11 protein-coding genes are annotated in these 14643 nt (G+C 63.9%); 5 read left to right on the top strand and 6 right to left on the bottom strand.

All coding sequences use genetic code 11. The features are described from left to right. Positions 1-124 precede the first annotated feature (124 nt). Complete coding sequence (locus ACNQPL_RS03680) at positions 125-1285, top strand: MFS transporter (RefSeq protein ID WP_416465965.1); 1161 nt, start codon at positions 125-127, stop codon at positions 1283-1285. Between the two features lie 113 nt (positions 1286-1398). On the opposite strand, the gene ACNQPL_RS03675 is transcribed toward ACNQPL_RS03680, so the two are convergent. The 3 genes from ACNQPL_RS03675 to ACNQPL_RS03665 all read right to left on the bottom strand — a co-directional run bounded on the left by ACNQPL_RS03675 (position 1399) and on the right by ACNQPL_RS03665 (position 5427). Further along, positions 1399-3873 carry a TonB-dependent siderophore receptor gene (locus ACNQPL_RS03675; protein ID WP_416465963.1) on the bottom strand — a complete coding sequence of 825 codons (2475 nt, stop codon included), beginning with the start codon at positions 3871-3873 and terminating at the stop codon, positions 1399-1401. 95 nt (positions 3874-3968) lie between these two features. Beyond that, entirely contained in the window at positions 3969-4925 is a 957-nt protein-coding gene (locus tag ACNQPL_RS03670; RefSeq protein ID WP_416465961.1) for a FecR domain-containing protein, read from the bottom strand. Next, positions 4912-5427 carry a sigma-70 family RNA polymerase sigma factor gene (locus tag ACNQPL_RS03665; protein ID WP_416465959.1) on the bottom strand — a complete coding sequence of 172 codons (516 nt, stop codon included), beginning with the start codon at positions 5425-5427 and terminating at the stop codon, positions 4912-4914. Before ACNQPL_RS03665 ends, ACNQPL_RS03670 begins: the two co-directional genes overlap by 14 nt. 173 nt (positions 5428-5600) lie before the next feature. Between ACNQPL_RS03665 and ACNQPL_RS03660 the strand changes: the two genes are divergently transcribed. The 3 genes from ACNQPL_RS03660 to ACNQPL_RS03650 are packed head-to-tail and all read left to right on the top strand — an operon-like array spanning position 5601 to position 9765. Next, complete coding sequence (locus ACNQPL_RS03660; RefSeq protein WP_346614874.1) at positions 5601-6227, top strand: DNA-3-methyladenine glycosylase; 627 nt, start codon at positions 5601-5603, stop codon at positions 6225-6227. Positions 6228-6256: 29 nt separating this feature from the next. Continuing rightward, on the top strand, positions 6257-7309 hold the full coding sequence (gene ada / locus ACNQPL_RS03655; protein ID WP_416465957.1) for a bifunctional DNA-binding transcriptional regulator/O6-methylguanine-DNA methyltransferase Ada: 1053 nt from the start codon (positions 6257-6259) through the stop codon (positions 7307-7309). A gap of 56 nt (positions 7310-7365) precedes the next feature. Then, entirely contained in the window at positions 7366-9765 is a 2400-nt protein-coding gene (locus ACNQPL_RS03650) for a DUF3772 domain-containing protein (RefSeq protein WP_416465955.1), read from the top strand. Positions 9766-9898: 133 nt separating this feature from the next. Here the strand turns inward: ACNQPL_RS03650 and ACNQPL_RS03645 are convergent, their stop codons facing one another. The 3 genes from ACNQPL_RS03645 to ACNQPL_RS03635 all read right to left on the bottom strand — a co-directional run bounded on the left by ACNQPL_RS03645 (position 9899) and on the right by ACNQPL_RS03635 (position 13326). Further along, on the bottom strand, positions 9899-11329 hold the full coding sequence (locus tag ACNQPL_RS03645) for an aldehyde dehydrogenase family protein (RefSeq protein ID WP_416465953.1): 1431 nt from the start codon (positions 11327-11329) through the stop codon (positions 9899-9901). A 13-nt stretch (positions 11330-11342) separates the two neighbouring features. After that, positions 11343-12845 carry a purine-cytosine permease family protein gene (locus tag ACNQPL_RS03640; protein ID WP_416465951.1) on the bottom strand — a complete coding sequence of 501 codons (1503 nt, stop codon included), beginning with the start codon at positions 12843-12845 and terminating at the stop codon, positions 11343-11345. 91 nt (positions 12846-12936) lie between these two features. Further along, a complete protein-coding gene (locus ACNQPL_RS03635; protein WP_416465949.1) occupies positions 12937-13326 on the bottom strand; it encodes a YybH family protein in 390 nt (129 codons plus the stop codon). Between the two features lie 226 nt (positions 13327-13552). Here ACNQPL_RS03635 and ACNQPL_RS03630 point away from each other — a divergent pair, with 226 nt between their 5' ends. Further along, on the top strand, positions 13553-14542 hold the full coding sequence (locus ACNQPL_RS03630) for a Fic family protein (protein ID WP_416465947.1): 990 nt from the start codon (positions 13553-13555) through the stop codon (positions 14540-14542). Positions 14543-14643 lie beyond the last annotated feature (101 nt).

Genomic DNA, 14643 nt, shown 5'->3' with positions numbered 1-14643 from the left:
CTGTTTGCGTTCACCTTTTCGCCACACCTCGTTCTGAACTGACCTGCGCCTTTGCGTCGCCGCCTTCCGGCGTGCGCGTGGGCGCCTGTATCTGCGCGTCTTTTCAGTTTGCTAGGAGTGGTACATGAACATGCGTTTGCTGGCGGGCCTTCTGTTCGCCGTGTCGGTGGTCGGCTTCAGCCTGGGGGCCAGCCTGCCGCTGGTGTCGTTGCGTTTGCATGAGGCCGGTGCCGGCACCTTGCAGATCGGTATCATCTCGGCCATTCCCGCTGCGGGCATGATGCTTTCGGCATTCATGGTCGACGCCTGTTGCCGCCACCTGACCCGCCGCACCATCTACCTCCTCAGCTTCAGCCTGTGCACCGTCAGCATCGCGTTACTCGAATCAGCGTTCGACTCGATCTGGCTGCTGGCCGCGCTGCGCCTGGGCCTGGGTATCGGCATGGGCATCGCGATCATCCTTGGCGAGTCGTGGGTCAACGAGCTGTGCCCTGACCACAACCGCGGCAAGATCATGGCGCTGTATGCCACCAGCTTCACCGGCTTTCAGGTACTGGGCCCGGCAATGCTCGCGGTGATCGGCGCCAACAGCCCGTGGATCACCGGTGTGGTGACCTTTTGCTATGGCCTGGCGCTGCTGTGCATCCTGTTCACGGTACCCAACGACCACGTGGAGCACGGCGAAGAAGGCGAGAAAAGCTTCGGCCTGGCGGGCTTCTTCCGCGTGGCGCCGGCGTTGTGCGTGGCAGTGCTGTTCTTCTCGTTCTTCGATGCCGTGGTGCTGTCGCTGCTGCCGGTGTACGCCACCAGCCATGGCTTTGCCGTGGGTGTCGCGGCGCTGATGGTGACGGTGGTGTTCGCCGGCGACATGGTCTTCCAGCTGCCGCTGGGTTGGCTGGCCGACCGGGTCGAGCGTACCGGGCTGCACCTGGTCTGCGGGCTGGTGGCGATGGCGATCGGTATTGCCTTGCCGTGGCTGTTGCAGATGACCTGGCTGCTGTGGCCGTTGCTGGTGGTGTTGGGCGCGGTGGCGGGGGGGATCTACACCCTGGCGCTGGTGTTGATCGGCCAGCGCTTCAAGGGCCAGGACCTGGTCACGGCCAATGCCAGCGTGGGCTTGCTGTGGGGCGTGGGCAGCCTGGTCGGGCCGCTGGTCAGCGGCGCGGCGATGGACGTGGCGCCGCATGGGTTGCCGATGGCGCTGGCGATCATGGCCGGGCTGTTTGTGTGTTTTGCGCGGCAGTCGTATCGGCGCGCGGGGAAGTTGCGGGCCGTGGCAGACTGAAATTCTGCTGCTGGCAGTGCTGGCCCTATCGCCGGCAAGCCGGCTCCCACAGTCAAACCACCATTCTGTAGGAGCCGGCTTGCCGGCGATAGGGCCGGAGTTGTCAGCCTCAGTCAAAAGCTCCCGCGCAGGGTCACCGACACATTGCGCGGATCACCCCAGTAATAACCGGTCGGCGTTGGCGCCACCTGGCGGTAGTACTTCTTGTCGAAGATGTTGTTGGCATTGAGCTGCAACGAGTAATGGTCGTTGAAGCGGTAGTTGACCATCGCGTTGTACACCGCATACCCCGACTGCGACGCCTCGACGTTGCCACTGCGGTTATAGATGTCGCTCTGCGCCTGCACACCGCCACCCACGGTCCAGGCCTGCAGCTCGCCCGGCAGGCGATAGCTGGTAAACAGCCGCAGCATGCGCTTGGGGTCGGTGGTGCGGATGGCGTTGCCGGTGTTGCTGGTGGTGTCCTTGAGGTATTCGGTGGTGTTGTAGGTGTAGCCACCGCTCACGTTCCAGCCTGGCAGCACTTCGCCGGAAATCTCCAGTTCGAAGCCCTGGCTGCGGTTCTTGCCGGCGGCCACTTTACAATAGCCCGAGGTGTAGTTGGGCAGGCAAGGGTTGGGCCCGCTCACGTCATCCAGAGCGTTGCCAACCTGGTAGATGCGAAAGAACGCCAGCGAGGTGTTCAGCCGCCCCTCGTAGAACTCGCCCTTGATGCCGGTCTCATACGCCTCGCCGGTGGTCGGCTCCAGGACCGAGCCGCTGACGTCGGTGGCCGTCTGCGGGTTGAAGATTTCGGTATAGCTGGCGTAGGTGCTGAAGTTGTCGTTGAGGTCGTAGATCAGCGCTGCGTACGGCACGATCTTGTTGTCGACGCTGAAGGTGCCGTTCGACTTGGTGTTGTTTTCCTGCTCGTAGTCGTACCAGTTGGCACGTGCGCCGATGATCGCGGTCAGCGGGTCGGCCAGGGAAATGCGCCAGGTGGCGTAGGCCGCTTCCTGAGTGGTGCGGGTACGCACCGGGTGTGCCGTGATGTTGATGTCCGGTTCGGCCAGGCTGGTCTTCGGGTCCCATTCGCGGATGTCGAATACGCCCGAGGATACGAAGTTGGTCGCCGAGGCGTAGGAATCATTACGGATGCGCTCTACGCCGAGCATCAGGTCATGGGTACGGCCCAGCAGGTCGAACGGGCCATTGAGGGTGGCGCTGAGGTTGTTCTGCAGGCTCTCACCGCCATCGCCCTCGGTAACCTGGTAGTTCATCAGGTAAGGGTTGTTGCCGGGGTTGGCGGCGCCGCTGGCGCGGGTGAAGTACGTTTGCTTGAAGCCGTTGTCGTCCAGCTCGAAGTGCGTGCGCTGGGCCATCAGCTTGAGCTTCCAGTCGTTGGCGAAACGGTGCTCGAGCTCGGCGAAGGTCTGCAGGTTGCTGCGATCCCAACGGTTCCAGTCGGCGCCCAGGTAGGTGCTGCGGCCCAACGGCAGGGGCGAACCGTCGTAATCGGCGGGCAGGTTGCCCCAGGCGCCAGTGGCATCGAGCTTGGTCCATTCAAGGCCGGTGGTCAGGGTGGTGCTGTCGGTCAGGTCGAAAGCCAGCACACCGTAGAACACCTCTTTGCGTTCCTGGCGAGAATCCTGGAAGTGGTCCTTGTCATCATGCACAGCGATCACCCGGCCACGCACGTTGCCGGTTTCGGTCAGCGGGCCGGAGATGTCGGCGACATAGCGCTGGGCATCCCATGAACCGAGGGTGACACTGCCTTCGCCCTGAAATTCGTGGGTGGGGCGCTTGCGCACCAGGTTGACGGTGCCGGACGGGTTGCCCGCGCCACGGATCATGCCGGTGGCGCCGCGCAGGATTTCGGCACGGTCGATGATTGCCGAATCACTCTGGATGAACGAGCCACCGCCGCTGCTTTGCACCACAGTGGCGCCGTCGTACTGGATGGCATCGATCGCGTAGCCGCGCGAGTAGTACTGCACGCGTTCGCTGTCGGTCAGGTTCACCACCACGCCGGGGGTTTGCTCCAGCAGGTTGGTGAGGTTGGTGATGTTCTGGTCGTCGATGCGCTGGCGGGTGACCACCGTAACCGACTGCGGGGTGCGGCGGATGCTTTGCGCGGTCTTGCCGATGGTCACTGCGCCAGTGGTGTATGACCCACTGTGCTCGGTGGTCTCGCCCAGGCTATTGCTGGAAATGCTGGTAGCGCCCAGCTCCAGAGCACCGCCAGCGTCCATGGCCGGGATCAGCATAAAGCTGCTGGGGCCCTCCTGTTGCACCTGCACGGCGCTGCCCTGCAGCAGGATGGCCAGCGCCCGGGCTGCCTCGTGGCGGCCCTGTACGCCTTGGGTGGTCTTGCCTTGCAGGCTGTTCGCGTCGTACGACAGGTTCAAGCCGCCTTGCCGGGCAAATTGGTCCAGCGCCGGTGCCAATGGGCCGCCCGGGATGTTCCAGTCGATTTGCAGGTTTTGGCTGGCGGGCGCGGCTTGCACGTGCGCGGGGAGGGTGAAGGCACTGGCCAGGCCAAGGCCTAGCACGGCGCCGCGCACGGCATGGCGCAGCCTGTCGTTGCGGGGGAGACACGGGTGAATCATTGACCGCTCCTGAAGGTTTCTTGGACCACTTTTCGGGTTTTGTTCCTTCAGGCCGCACGAGAATGAGATTCCACCTCATTCTTTTTTGAAAATAATCAGGCAGCGCCGATGCTGACCCAATAGCGTGTGCGGTAATCGATACGCACCGGCAGGCTGCGGGCGAGCAATCGCAGGATCTGTTCCGTGTCGCCAAGCTGGTAGGTGCCGGAGACCTTCAGTTCGGCTACCTCTGGCGCGCAGCGCAACAAGCCCGGGCGGTAGCGCGCAAGCTCTGCGCAGAACTCGGCAAGTGGCATCTGCTGCACGCTCAGCACGCCATCGGTCCAGCCCCACGGGTCGCCATGCAGCGTGGCGGGCTGGTACTGCCCGCTCGGCGAAACTTGCAGGGTTTCGCCCGCGTGTACCAGGCGCGGCGAAGCGGAGGAGGGGAACAGCGTGGCTTCTCCACTGCGCACAGCCAGCAGCAGGCCCTGGTCGTTCTCACGTAGCAGCAGTTGGGCGTCATGGGTGCCGAGTGCACCGACACCGGTGGTGATACGGAATGGTCGGTTGTCGCCGGGATTGCTGGCCAGGCTGACTTCGCCGCGCAGCAGGATCAGCTCGCGTTGTTCGGCGCTGAAGCGCAGGTCGATGGCGGAGGCTGTGTTGAGTTGGATCTGGCTGCCATCGCTGCCCTGTAACCGGCGGCGTTCGCCGGTGCCGGTGCTGCTGTCGGCCATCAGTGCCGGCAGGCCCAAAGGTTCGCGCATGGCCCAGCCGAGGCCGCCGCCAACCGCCAGCACCGCCAACAGCTTGAGGTGGTCACGGCGGTTGATGCGCTGGCGCTGGGTGCCATTGAGGGTGCGACGGCTCAGTTCGGTGGGCAGCCCGGCCAGTTCGTCACTGAGGTTGCTCACCCTTTGCCAGGCTTGGGCATTGAGCGGGTGGCGGGCCAGCCATTGCTGAAACTGCTGTTCGGTTGCCGGGCTCGGGGTATCGAAGCGCAGTTTCACCAACCACTCGATGGCTTGGTCGACTTGCGCCTGCGCGGGTGCGCGATCAGAGCTCGGCATAACGCAACCGATAGCAAACGCCCAAGGCTTTGGCCAAGTCACGTTCGACGGTGGCACGCGACACTTCGAGGTGCAGGGCGATCTGCGGGATGCTCAAGCCATCGAGCTGGGCCAGCAGAAAGGCGTGGCGAGCGCGTGGTTTGAGCTGGTGCAGGGCGCGGTCGAGGCGTTCGAGCGAATCGAGAATCACCAGGCGGTGTTCCTCACTGGGCACTTCCCCTTCGGGCAGATGAGCCAGGCTTTCCTGGTAGGCGCGTTCCAGGGCATGGCGGCGGAACTGGTCGATCATCAGGCCGCGGGCGATGCTGCTCAGGTAGGCGCGGGGTTCGCGCAGCGGCGAAACCTGGCGTGCGCGCAGCAGGCGCACGAAGGTATCTTGCGCCAGGTCGGCGGCGTGTTCCTGGCAACCAACCCGGCTACGCAGCCAGCCGCGAAGCCACGCGTTATGGGACTGGTAGAGCAGGGCGACCTCGGCCGGTTTGAGCGTGTCGTTGATCTGCATCGTAGCGAAGGCCTGACCCCGAGAAACGTGTACGACTGTTAATGGTTCTCAATTCTATGCGGGGACAGTGGCGCGGAGCAATGGTATGCCAGGATTAGCTGCGCAAGATCCGGCGTTTACCCGATGTGCGGCTGGGCTAAGCTGGACCTGCCCTGAACCCGCTGGAGCCCTGGATGATCCTTGCCGACCTCTCCCCTGATGCCTACCGCGACGCCAGCGATTACCTGGCTGCGCTGGACCCGGACTGGGCGCGGCATATCGCTGCCATCGGGCCGTGCCTGCACCGCGCCACACCCGGGCGCGAGCCCTATGAGGCGCTGGTGCGGGCGATTGCCTATCAGCAGTTGCATGCGCGTGCTGCCGAAGCAATTCTGGGGCGAATGCTGGCGTTGTTTCCGGACTCACCGTTCCCCGCACCGCAGCAGTTGTTGGCGGTTGCGCCGGAAACCATGCGCGCCTGCGGGTTTTCAGCGAGTAAGCTGGCCGCTGTCCAAGGCATTGCCCAAGCCACGCTGGACGGTGCGGTGCCTGGCCGCGCTGAGGCATTGGGTATGCCTGACGATGCCTTGATCGAACGCTTGGTCGCGTTGCGCGGCGTGGGCCGCTGGACCGTGGAAATGCTGTTGATCTACAGCCTGGAGCGCATGGATATCTTGCCGGTGGACGATTTTGGCGTGCGCGAGGGGTATCGTCGGCTCAAGGGCTTGGAAAAGGCGCCGACGCCGGCGCAGATGCGGTCGCTGGGTGGCCCATGGAGCCCGCATCGGACAGTGGCAGCCTGGTACCTGTGGCGGGCTTGATGTTCCATGACTTGACGAGGCTTAGCGTGATGAACGCTTTCACAACCGACGACCAACGCTGGCAAGCCGTACAAACCCGCGACCCCAGCGCCGCCAAGCATTTCGTCTACGCCGTACGCACCACGGGTGTGTACTGCCAGCCGGGCTGCAAGTCACGCATGGCCAAACGCGAGAATGTCGAGTTCTTCGCTGATGCCAGCGCCGCAGAAGCCGCCGGGTATCGCGCGTGCCGCCGTTGCCAGGCCAAATCTGCGGCCCACCGCCGCTCCGATCTCGTGGCCCGCGCCTGTCGCCTATTGGAAACCAGCGACAACCCACCCAGCCTGAACCAGCTCGGCACGCAACTGGCCGTTAGCCCGTTTCACCTGCACCGCATGTTCAAGGACGAAACGGGCCTCACGCCCAAAGCCTATGCCTCGGCTTTCCGCGCCCAGCGCCTGCGTGAAAGCCTGAACGATGGGCAGTGCTCTGTGACCGACGCCATCTACGACGCGGGCTACAACTCCAGCAGCCGTTTCTACGAAAGTGCCGACCAGCGGTTGGGCATGCGCCCGCGGCAGTATCGCGCAGGTGGCAACGGCGCGACGATTCACTTTGCCGTTGGCCAATGTTCACTCGGCGCAATCCTGGTGGCGCAGAGCGAGAAGGGCATCTGTGCGATTCTATTGGGCGAGGCCCCTGAAGCGTTGCTCGAGCAATTGCAGGACCAGTTCCCCAAAGCCCGGCTGATCGGCGGTGATGCCGACTACGAACGCGTGGTCGCCGAAGTGGTGGGGTTTGTCGAAGCCCCCGCCTTGGGCCTGGACCTGCCGCTGGACGTGCAGGGCACCGCCTTTCAGGAGCGGGTCTGGCAAGCCCTGCGCGAGGTGCCGGTGGGCAGCCGGGCCAGCTACACCGAAATCGCCGAACGCATCGGCGCACCCAAAGCGGTACGTGCCGTGGCCATGGCGTGCGCGGCCAACCGCATCGCCGTGGCCATCCCCTGCCACCGAATCGTGCGCCGGGACGGCGACATCAGTGGCTACCGCTGGGGGGTGGAGCGAAAACAACAGCTATTGGCGCGAGAGACGGCACTCTCCTGATTGCCATAAGCCGCGTAGAATCCACCGCCAAATCGAGTTGCATAGAGGAATGTTCGATGAGGCGTGTAAGCCTTGCCCGTTATTGCCTGGGTGTCATGGCCCTGATGCTGGCGCTCGCTGCCCCAGCCTGGTCGGCCGCCACGCCAGTGTCCAACCTGGCCGCTGGCGAGCTGCCGGCGCTTGATGAGAATGCCAGCATCGAGCAGCTGAGCGATCGGCTCGATCAGATTCGTCAGGGGGTCACCAGCAACGCCAATGATGACGTGCTCTCGCAGCTACGCATGGCCGCCGTGCAGGTACAACGCCAAGCCGACGCGTTGAGTACGGTGCGCACGGGTGATGTGCAAAAAATCGATGACCAGCTGAAAGTCATCGGCCCGCCGCAGCCTGATGAAGCCGCAAGCCTCACCCTGCAACGCAAGGATCTCGAGGCGCAGAAGAAGGCCTTGGTTGCCGAACAGGACCAGGCCACCAAGCTGACCCAGTCAGCCCGCGACTTGTCCACGCAGATCGTCAACTTGCGCCGCAGCCAGTTCAACTCGCAGGTCACCAGCCGCGCAACCAGCCCGCTGACCCCCGCGTTCTGGCAGTCGTTGATACGCCCGACCGAAGATGACGTGATGCGCCTGCGCGACCTGCGCGGCGAGGCAAGCGATGCCCTGGCCAGCGCCTTGAGTCCTGAACACCGCTGGTTCTTCATCAGCAGCCTGGTGGCGGCGATTCTGGTCTGGACGCTGGTGCGCCTGCTCTTCGAGCGCCTGCTTGCCGATGCCATGATCCGCTGGCTGCCCGAAGGTCGCTTGCGCCGCAGCGCACTGGCCCTGAGCGTAAGCCTGGCCACCCTGGGCACCATCGCCGGTTCCGTGTCGCTGCTGCGCTGGGGCCTGCAGAGCAGCGCCGAGTTGGGTTCCGACATTGCCAGCCTGACCAACCACTTCCTCACCCTGGTGGTGTTCAGTGCCTTCATCACCGGCCTGGGCCGCGCCATGTTGATGCTGCAGCGCCCGTCCTGGCGCCTGCCGCCGATCCATGATGAAGTGGCCAGCGCGCTGGGCTGGTTCCCCAAGTTGCTGGCGCTGGCGCTGATGGTGATGTTGACCATGGAGCGCATCAACAGCGTGATCGGCACCAGCCTGGCGCTGACGGTGGCGACCAACGGCCTGACTGCGCTGGTGGTGGCGGCAATCTTCACGACCGCGCTCGTCCGCTATCGCCGCACCTTGCGCAAGCATGAACTGGAGCGCCCGACCGGCGTGGCCGGGCTGATCCCTTTCGTGATCGTGGTGTGGGTTGGCCTGATCGTGCTGACACTGCTGGCCGGTTACCTGACCCTGGCCTACTTCCTCACCGCCAAGCTGCTGTGGATCAGCGTGGTCGCCACCTGTGCCTACCTGCTGACCACCTTTATCGGTGACCTGTTCGAAACCCTGCTGTCGCCGCGCCAACCCGGCGGCCTGGCGCTGGCCTCGACATTGGGCCTGGCGCCACGCCATCAGGCGCAGGCCAGTACCATCCTGACGGGTATCGGCCGCACGTTCCTGCTGTTCCTGGCCGTGATGCTGGCGTTGATGCCATCGGGCACCAGCCCGGGCGAGCTGCTGCTGAGCCTGGGTGACTGGGATGGCACCGGTGGCAAGATGCTCGGCAACTTGAACATCGTGCCTGGCGACATTCTGCTGGCAGTGGGGATGCTATTCGGCGGCATGCTCGGCATTCGCGTGCTCAAGCGTTGGTTGAGCGAGCGCCTGCTGCCGGAAACCGACATGGACGCCGGCATGCGTGCTTCGCTGGTGACGCTGGTCGGCTACCTGGGCTTCCTGTTCCTGGCCATGCTGGTGATGTCGACACTGCACATCAACCTCACCAGCCTGACCTGGGTGGTCAGTGCGTTGTCGGTCGGTATCGGTTTCGGCCTGCAGCAGATCGTGCAGAACTTCATTTCCGGCCTGATCCTGCTCACCGAGCGCCCGGTCAAGGTGGGTGACTGGGTAAGCCTGGCCGGTGTCGAGGGTGACATTCGCCGGATCAACGTGCGCGCCACCGAGATCCAGATGTCCGACCGCTCCACGGTGATCGTGCCCAATTCGCAATTCATCTCGCAGAACGTGCGTAACGTGACCATGGGCAATGCGCTGGGCGTGGTGGGCATCACCTTGACCCTGCCGCTGGAGACGGATGCCAACCAGGTGCGCGAGCTGTTGCTGGCGGCCTATCACGAGCACGAGGCGATCCTGGATGCGCCAACGCCTTCGGTGACGTTCAAGGACCTGACGACCAGTGGCATGGTGATCAGCGTCAGTGGTTATGTGGCTGGGCCGCGGCAGGTGTCGGGTGCCCGCAGCGATCTACTGTTCACTATCCTCGGCCGCTTGCGAGATGAGAATATTCCGCTGTCCTCGCCACAGAGCATGGTGCTGCTGCAGGAAGGCTCGCGCCCGGCGGACGAGCCGGCGTAAATCAGGGGCCGCTGTGCGGCCCATTCGCGGGGCAAGCCCGCTCCCACAGGGCCTCGCCGCCTTCAGCGGCTGCGCAAAACTTTGTAGGAGCCGGCTTGCCGGCGATTGGGCCGCGCAGCGGCCCCTGTTGGTATCAGCCCAGGCACCGGGTGACGTGCTTCACCGAAAGATAACCTGACAACCCCCAAGGCCCGAGCTCGCGCCCTATCCCGCTGCCCTTGGTCCCGCCCCACGACGTCTCGACGAACACCGCCTGCACCGAGTTGATCCACACATGCCCGACTTCCAGCGCATCGGCCACACGCTCGGCGCGTTCCAGGTCGGCCGAACAGACGGTGGCAACCAGGCCGAAACGGCTGTCATTGGCCTCGGCAATCGCCTGTGCTTCGGTCGAGAAGCGACGTGCGCACAGCACGGGGCCAAAGATCTCCTCCGTCCACAGGCGGCTGTCCACAGGCACGTCGGCATACAGCGTGGGGCTCACGAACCAACCCTCACGGTCCAGCGCATGCCCGCCCGCCAGGCATTGCAGGCCCTCTTCGCGTGCCGTCGCGAAGTAGCTGGCAACTTTCAACCACTGTGCCTGGCTGGTCAGCGGGCCCATGTCCACTTCTTCAGCCAGCGGGTTGCCAACCCGCAGCTTCTCCAAGGCTTGCTGCAGGCGCGCCAGCAGGGTATCGGCGATGCCATCCTGCACCAGCAGGCGGGAGGTGGCCGAGCACATCTGCCCGGCATTCCAGGTGATGCCGGCGACAATCCATTCCACTGCCTGGTCGACATCGCAATCGTCGAACACCACGATCGCCGACTTGCCGCCCAGCTCCAGCGTCACCGGCCGGCACTGTGCCGAAGCACTGCGCATCACCTGGCTGCCGACACTGTTGCTGCCAGTGAACGACAGCTTGTCGAGGCCTGCGTGGTTGCTTAGCGCCGCGCCGGTTTCGGCCTTGCCGTTGACGATGTTCAGCACGCCGGCGGGCAGGCCGAGGGTGTCGGCGATCTGGCCGTAAGCCTGCTCGATCAGCGGTGTGACCTCCGACGGTTTGAGCACCACCGTGCAGCCAGCGGCCAGGGCCGGGGCGAGCTTCCAGGCGCTGGTCACCAGCGGGAAGTTCCACGGCACGATCAGGCCGACCACGCCCACCGGTTCCAGCCGGGTGCGCGCAGTGAATCCGGGCGCAGCCAGGGGGACGTCGCGGTTTTTCGACGGCAGTTGCTCGGCCAGGTCGGCGTAGTAGCTGAATGTGGCAATCGCATCGTCCAGGTCGATTTCGGCCTCGTGGCGCGGCTTGCCGTTGTTGCGCATCTGCAGGGCAATCAACGCTTCACGGCGCTGCCCGAGCTGCTCGGCAAAGCCGCGCAGGTAGGCTGCACGGTCGCTGGCGCTGGTGTGCTTCCAGGCGGGCAGGGCTTCACGCGCTGCAGCAACGGCCTGGTCAACCTGGGCAACGCTGGCAGCCATCAGTTCGGCGAAGGGCAGGCCCAGCGCAGGGTCGGTGACGCTGATGCAGTCGCTGCCCTGGCCTTCGACCCAGCGGCCGGCGATGTAGTGGGAAGTGGTCATGGTCGGTATCCAGTCAGGCCATTTCGGCAGTGGTCAGCACCGGCGTGTGCGGGGTGCTTTTGCAGCGCACCCAGCGCGGGCCGTTGGGGCCATACACGCCAGCAGGTTCAGGGAACAGGTTGAGCAGCAGCAGGTAGAGCACGCCGGCCAGGCCCAGGGTGACCGGCAGGCTCAGGTCGATACCGCTGGCCAGGTCACCCAGCGGGCCGACGAACTGCCCCGGCAGGTTGACGAAGCACAGGCCGACGGCCGCGCTGGGGATCCACGCGCCCATGCCGCGCCAGTTCCAGCCATGCAGGAACCAGTAATGCCCACCACGTTGGCCGCGGGTGAACACCTGCAGGTCGTCAGCATGGTAGAAGCCGCGGCGGGTAATCAGGCCGAGGATCATGATCACCATCCAAGGGCTTGTGCAGGTGATGATCAGCACGGCGAAGGTCGACACGCTCTGCACCAGGTTGAAGGTGAAGCGGCCGATGAAGATGAAGGCAATGGCCAGCACGCCGATCAGCAGGGTGGCGCCGGCGCGGCTGAGCAGGCGCGGGAACACGCTGGACATGTCCAGGCCCGTGCCATACAGCGCCGTGGTGCCGGTGGACATGCCGCCAATCACCGCAATCAGGCACACCGGCAGGAAGAACCAGCTTGGCGCAACGGCCAGCAAACCACCCACGTAGTTGTTGGCGGCGATGTAGTCCGGTGCCTGGGTGGCCACCAGCGTGGCGGTGCACAGGCCGAACAGGAACGGGATCAGTGTGGCGGCCTGTGCGGCGATCACCGCCAGCATGATGCGCGCCTTCGGCGTTTGCCGCGGGATGTAGCGCGACCAGTCGCCAAGGAAGGCACCGAACGATACCGGGTTGCTCATGGCCAGGATCGCAGCACCGACGAAGGCGGCCCAGAACCCGGCCTGCCCGAGGTTGACGCTACCGGCGTAGCCCGCATCGAACGGCCCTGCGAAAGCGACGATGCCCAGCAGGAACAGCAGGCTCGACGCCCATACGGCAATCTTGTTCACCCACAGCATGAAGCGGAAGCCGAAGATGCACACCACCAATACCAGGATGGCGAACAGGCCGTAGGCCAGGCCCAGGGTCAGGTCGGTTTCCGGCAGGCCGGCCAGGCGCTTGGCGCCGCCGACCAGGGCATCGCCCGAGCTCCATACCGACAGCGAGAAGAATGCCACGGCGGTAAGCAGCGACAGGAACGAGCCGACGATGCGCCCATGCACGCCGAAGTGCGCACCTGACGACACCGCATTGTTGGTGCCGTTGAGCGCACCGAACAGGCCCATGGGCGCGAGGATCAGCGCGCCCACGCCGACCCCTAGCAGAATCGCCCAGACCCCGGCCTGGAACGACAGGCCGAACAACACTGGGAAGCTGCCCAGCACGGCGGTGGCGAAGGTGTTGGCACCGCCAAAAATGAGGCGGAACAGGTCCAGCGGGGCGGCGTCGCGTTGATCGTCAGGGATCTGTTCGACGCCATTGGTCTCGATACCGGTCGAGTGGCTCATGGTGATGCTCCAGCGCGTTGTTGTAGGCCGGCGCGGGGCGCGGCCCTCTTGTGGGTGCGATGGCAGGGCGGCAGGGCCGCGTAAGGGTGGATCAGGCTGCGGTGACGACCGACAGGTGCTCGTGGCACGCCAGCCAGCGTTCACCCTGACGGCGGAACACGATGGTCTCGCGTTCGGCCAGTTGCTGTTCTTCGCCCGCGATGCGGATGCGTGTGGCCACATCGTGCATGAAGATCGCCACCTCACCCTGCAGGCTCACCTGCACGTTGCTCGACACGCAGCCCAGCACAGCAAAACCCTCGGCCTGCCATTGAGCCCAGAGGTCTTCATAGGCATGGCGCGACAGCAGCGGTTGCGGCAGGGTGTGGAAGAGGAAGGTGGCGTCCTCGCTGAAACAGGCGAAGTAGCGGGTGGTGTCGTTGCTGGCAAAGGCGGCGACGAGGTCGGCGGCAGCCTGCCGTACCTGGAGTGTCTGGTCCACGGGAGTGGCCTCACGGTTTTTGTGATTGTGGTGAAGCGATTCTGGTGGGGAGGGGCGGGGGGAAAAATCGCTGGGGGGAAATAATTAGTTTAGAAATTCGTGAACCAACAGTCCCGCTTGCTTTACCCATGCCATAGCAGTGGATAAGGTGAAGGCAATTGCGTGTGGCCTTTGGGTGGCAATGCAGCCCTCTTCAGGTCTTTTGAATTCAAGGGAAATACAGGCGATGAGCAATTACCAGCCGCCGCTGACAGTAACGCCGCGAATATTGGCACTGGTCGCCGAGATCAGTGAGTGCGTGGGGCACCTGACGGCTTATCGGGAAGATACCTTCACACCCCAACTGCGCCGAGGTAACCGTGTACGGACCATCCAGGCATCGCTTGCTATTGAAAACAATACCCTTACCGTCGAGCAGGTGACCGCGCTATTGGATGGCAAGCGAGTAATGGGTTTGCCACGCGAGATCCAGGAAGTCCGCAACGCCTTCTCTGCTTACGATGCGATGCCGACCTGGCAGCCGGATCGTCAATCCGATTTGCTGACTGCGCACGGTTTACTGATGCAGGGGCTGATTGATGATGCAGGCCACTTCCGCGAGAGTGGCGTGGGTATCTACCGTGAGGCAAAGCTGCTGCACATGGCCCCACCCGCCAGCCGGGTTGCAACGCTGGTACAAGACCTTCTGCATTGGCTGGCCCGCAGTGAGTGGCATCCTCTGATTGTAAGCTGCGTCTTTCACTACGAATTTGAATTCATCCATCCGTTCGCTGACGGTAACGGGCGGATGGGGAGGTTATGGCAGACACTCCTGCTAAGTCGCTGGCGCCCTGTTATGGCATTCATGCCGGTGGAAACTGTTATCCGTGAGCAACAGGAAGCCTATTACGCAGCGCTTGCAGCTTCTGATCAGGCAGCTGAGGCAACACCGTTTGCCGAGTTCATGCTGAGTGCTCTCCTGCAGGCGCTTGTTGAAGCCAGTGCTACCGATCAAGTAACCGATCAAGTAACCGATCAAGTAGCTAGCCTTTTGAGTATCCTTCCGCCGGGTTCCGCGTTGAAAAGCAATGAGCTGATGCAGCGTCTAGGGCTTTCTCACCGCCCCACGTTTAGCAAAAGTTATCTGAAACCTGCCTTGGCTGCAGGGCTGATCGAAATGACAGAGCCAGATTCACCGCGCAGTCCGACCCAGCAGTACCGACGAGTGCGTAATTGACATGCGGTGGGATGTGATCATCCAGGCCTTCGCCGACTGACGGCAGATCCCAACCTCAATCCTTGCCTACGCTGAAACTCCCAACCTGCGTTCGCAAGGAG

It is taken from the genome of Pseudomonas sp. LFS044 (assembly GCF_047978245.1).
GTDB lineage: Bacteria > Pseudomonadota > Gammaproteobacteria > Pseudomonadales > Pseudomonadaceae > Aquipseudomonas.
Note: the sequence above shows the minus strand (reverse complement) of the source record. Positions and strands in the feature narration are given on the sequence as shown.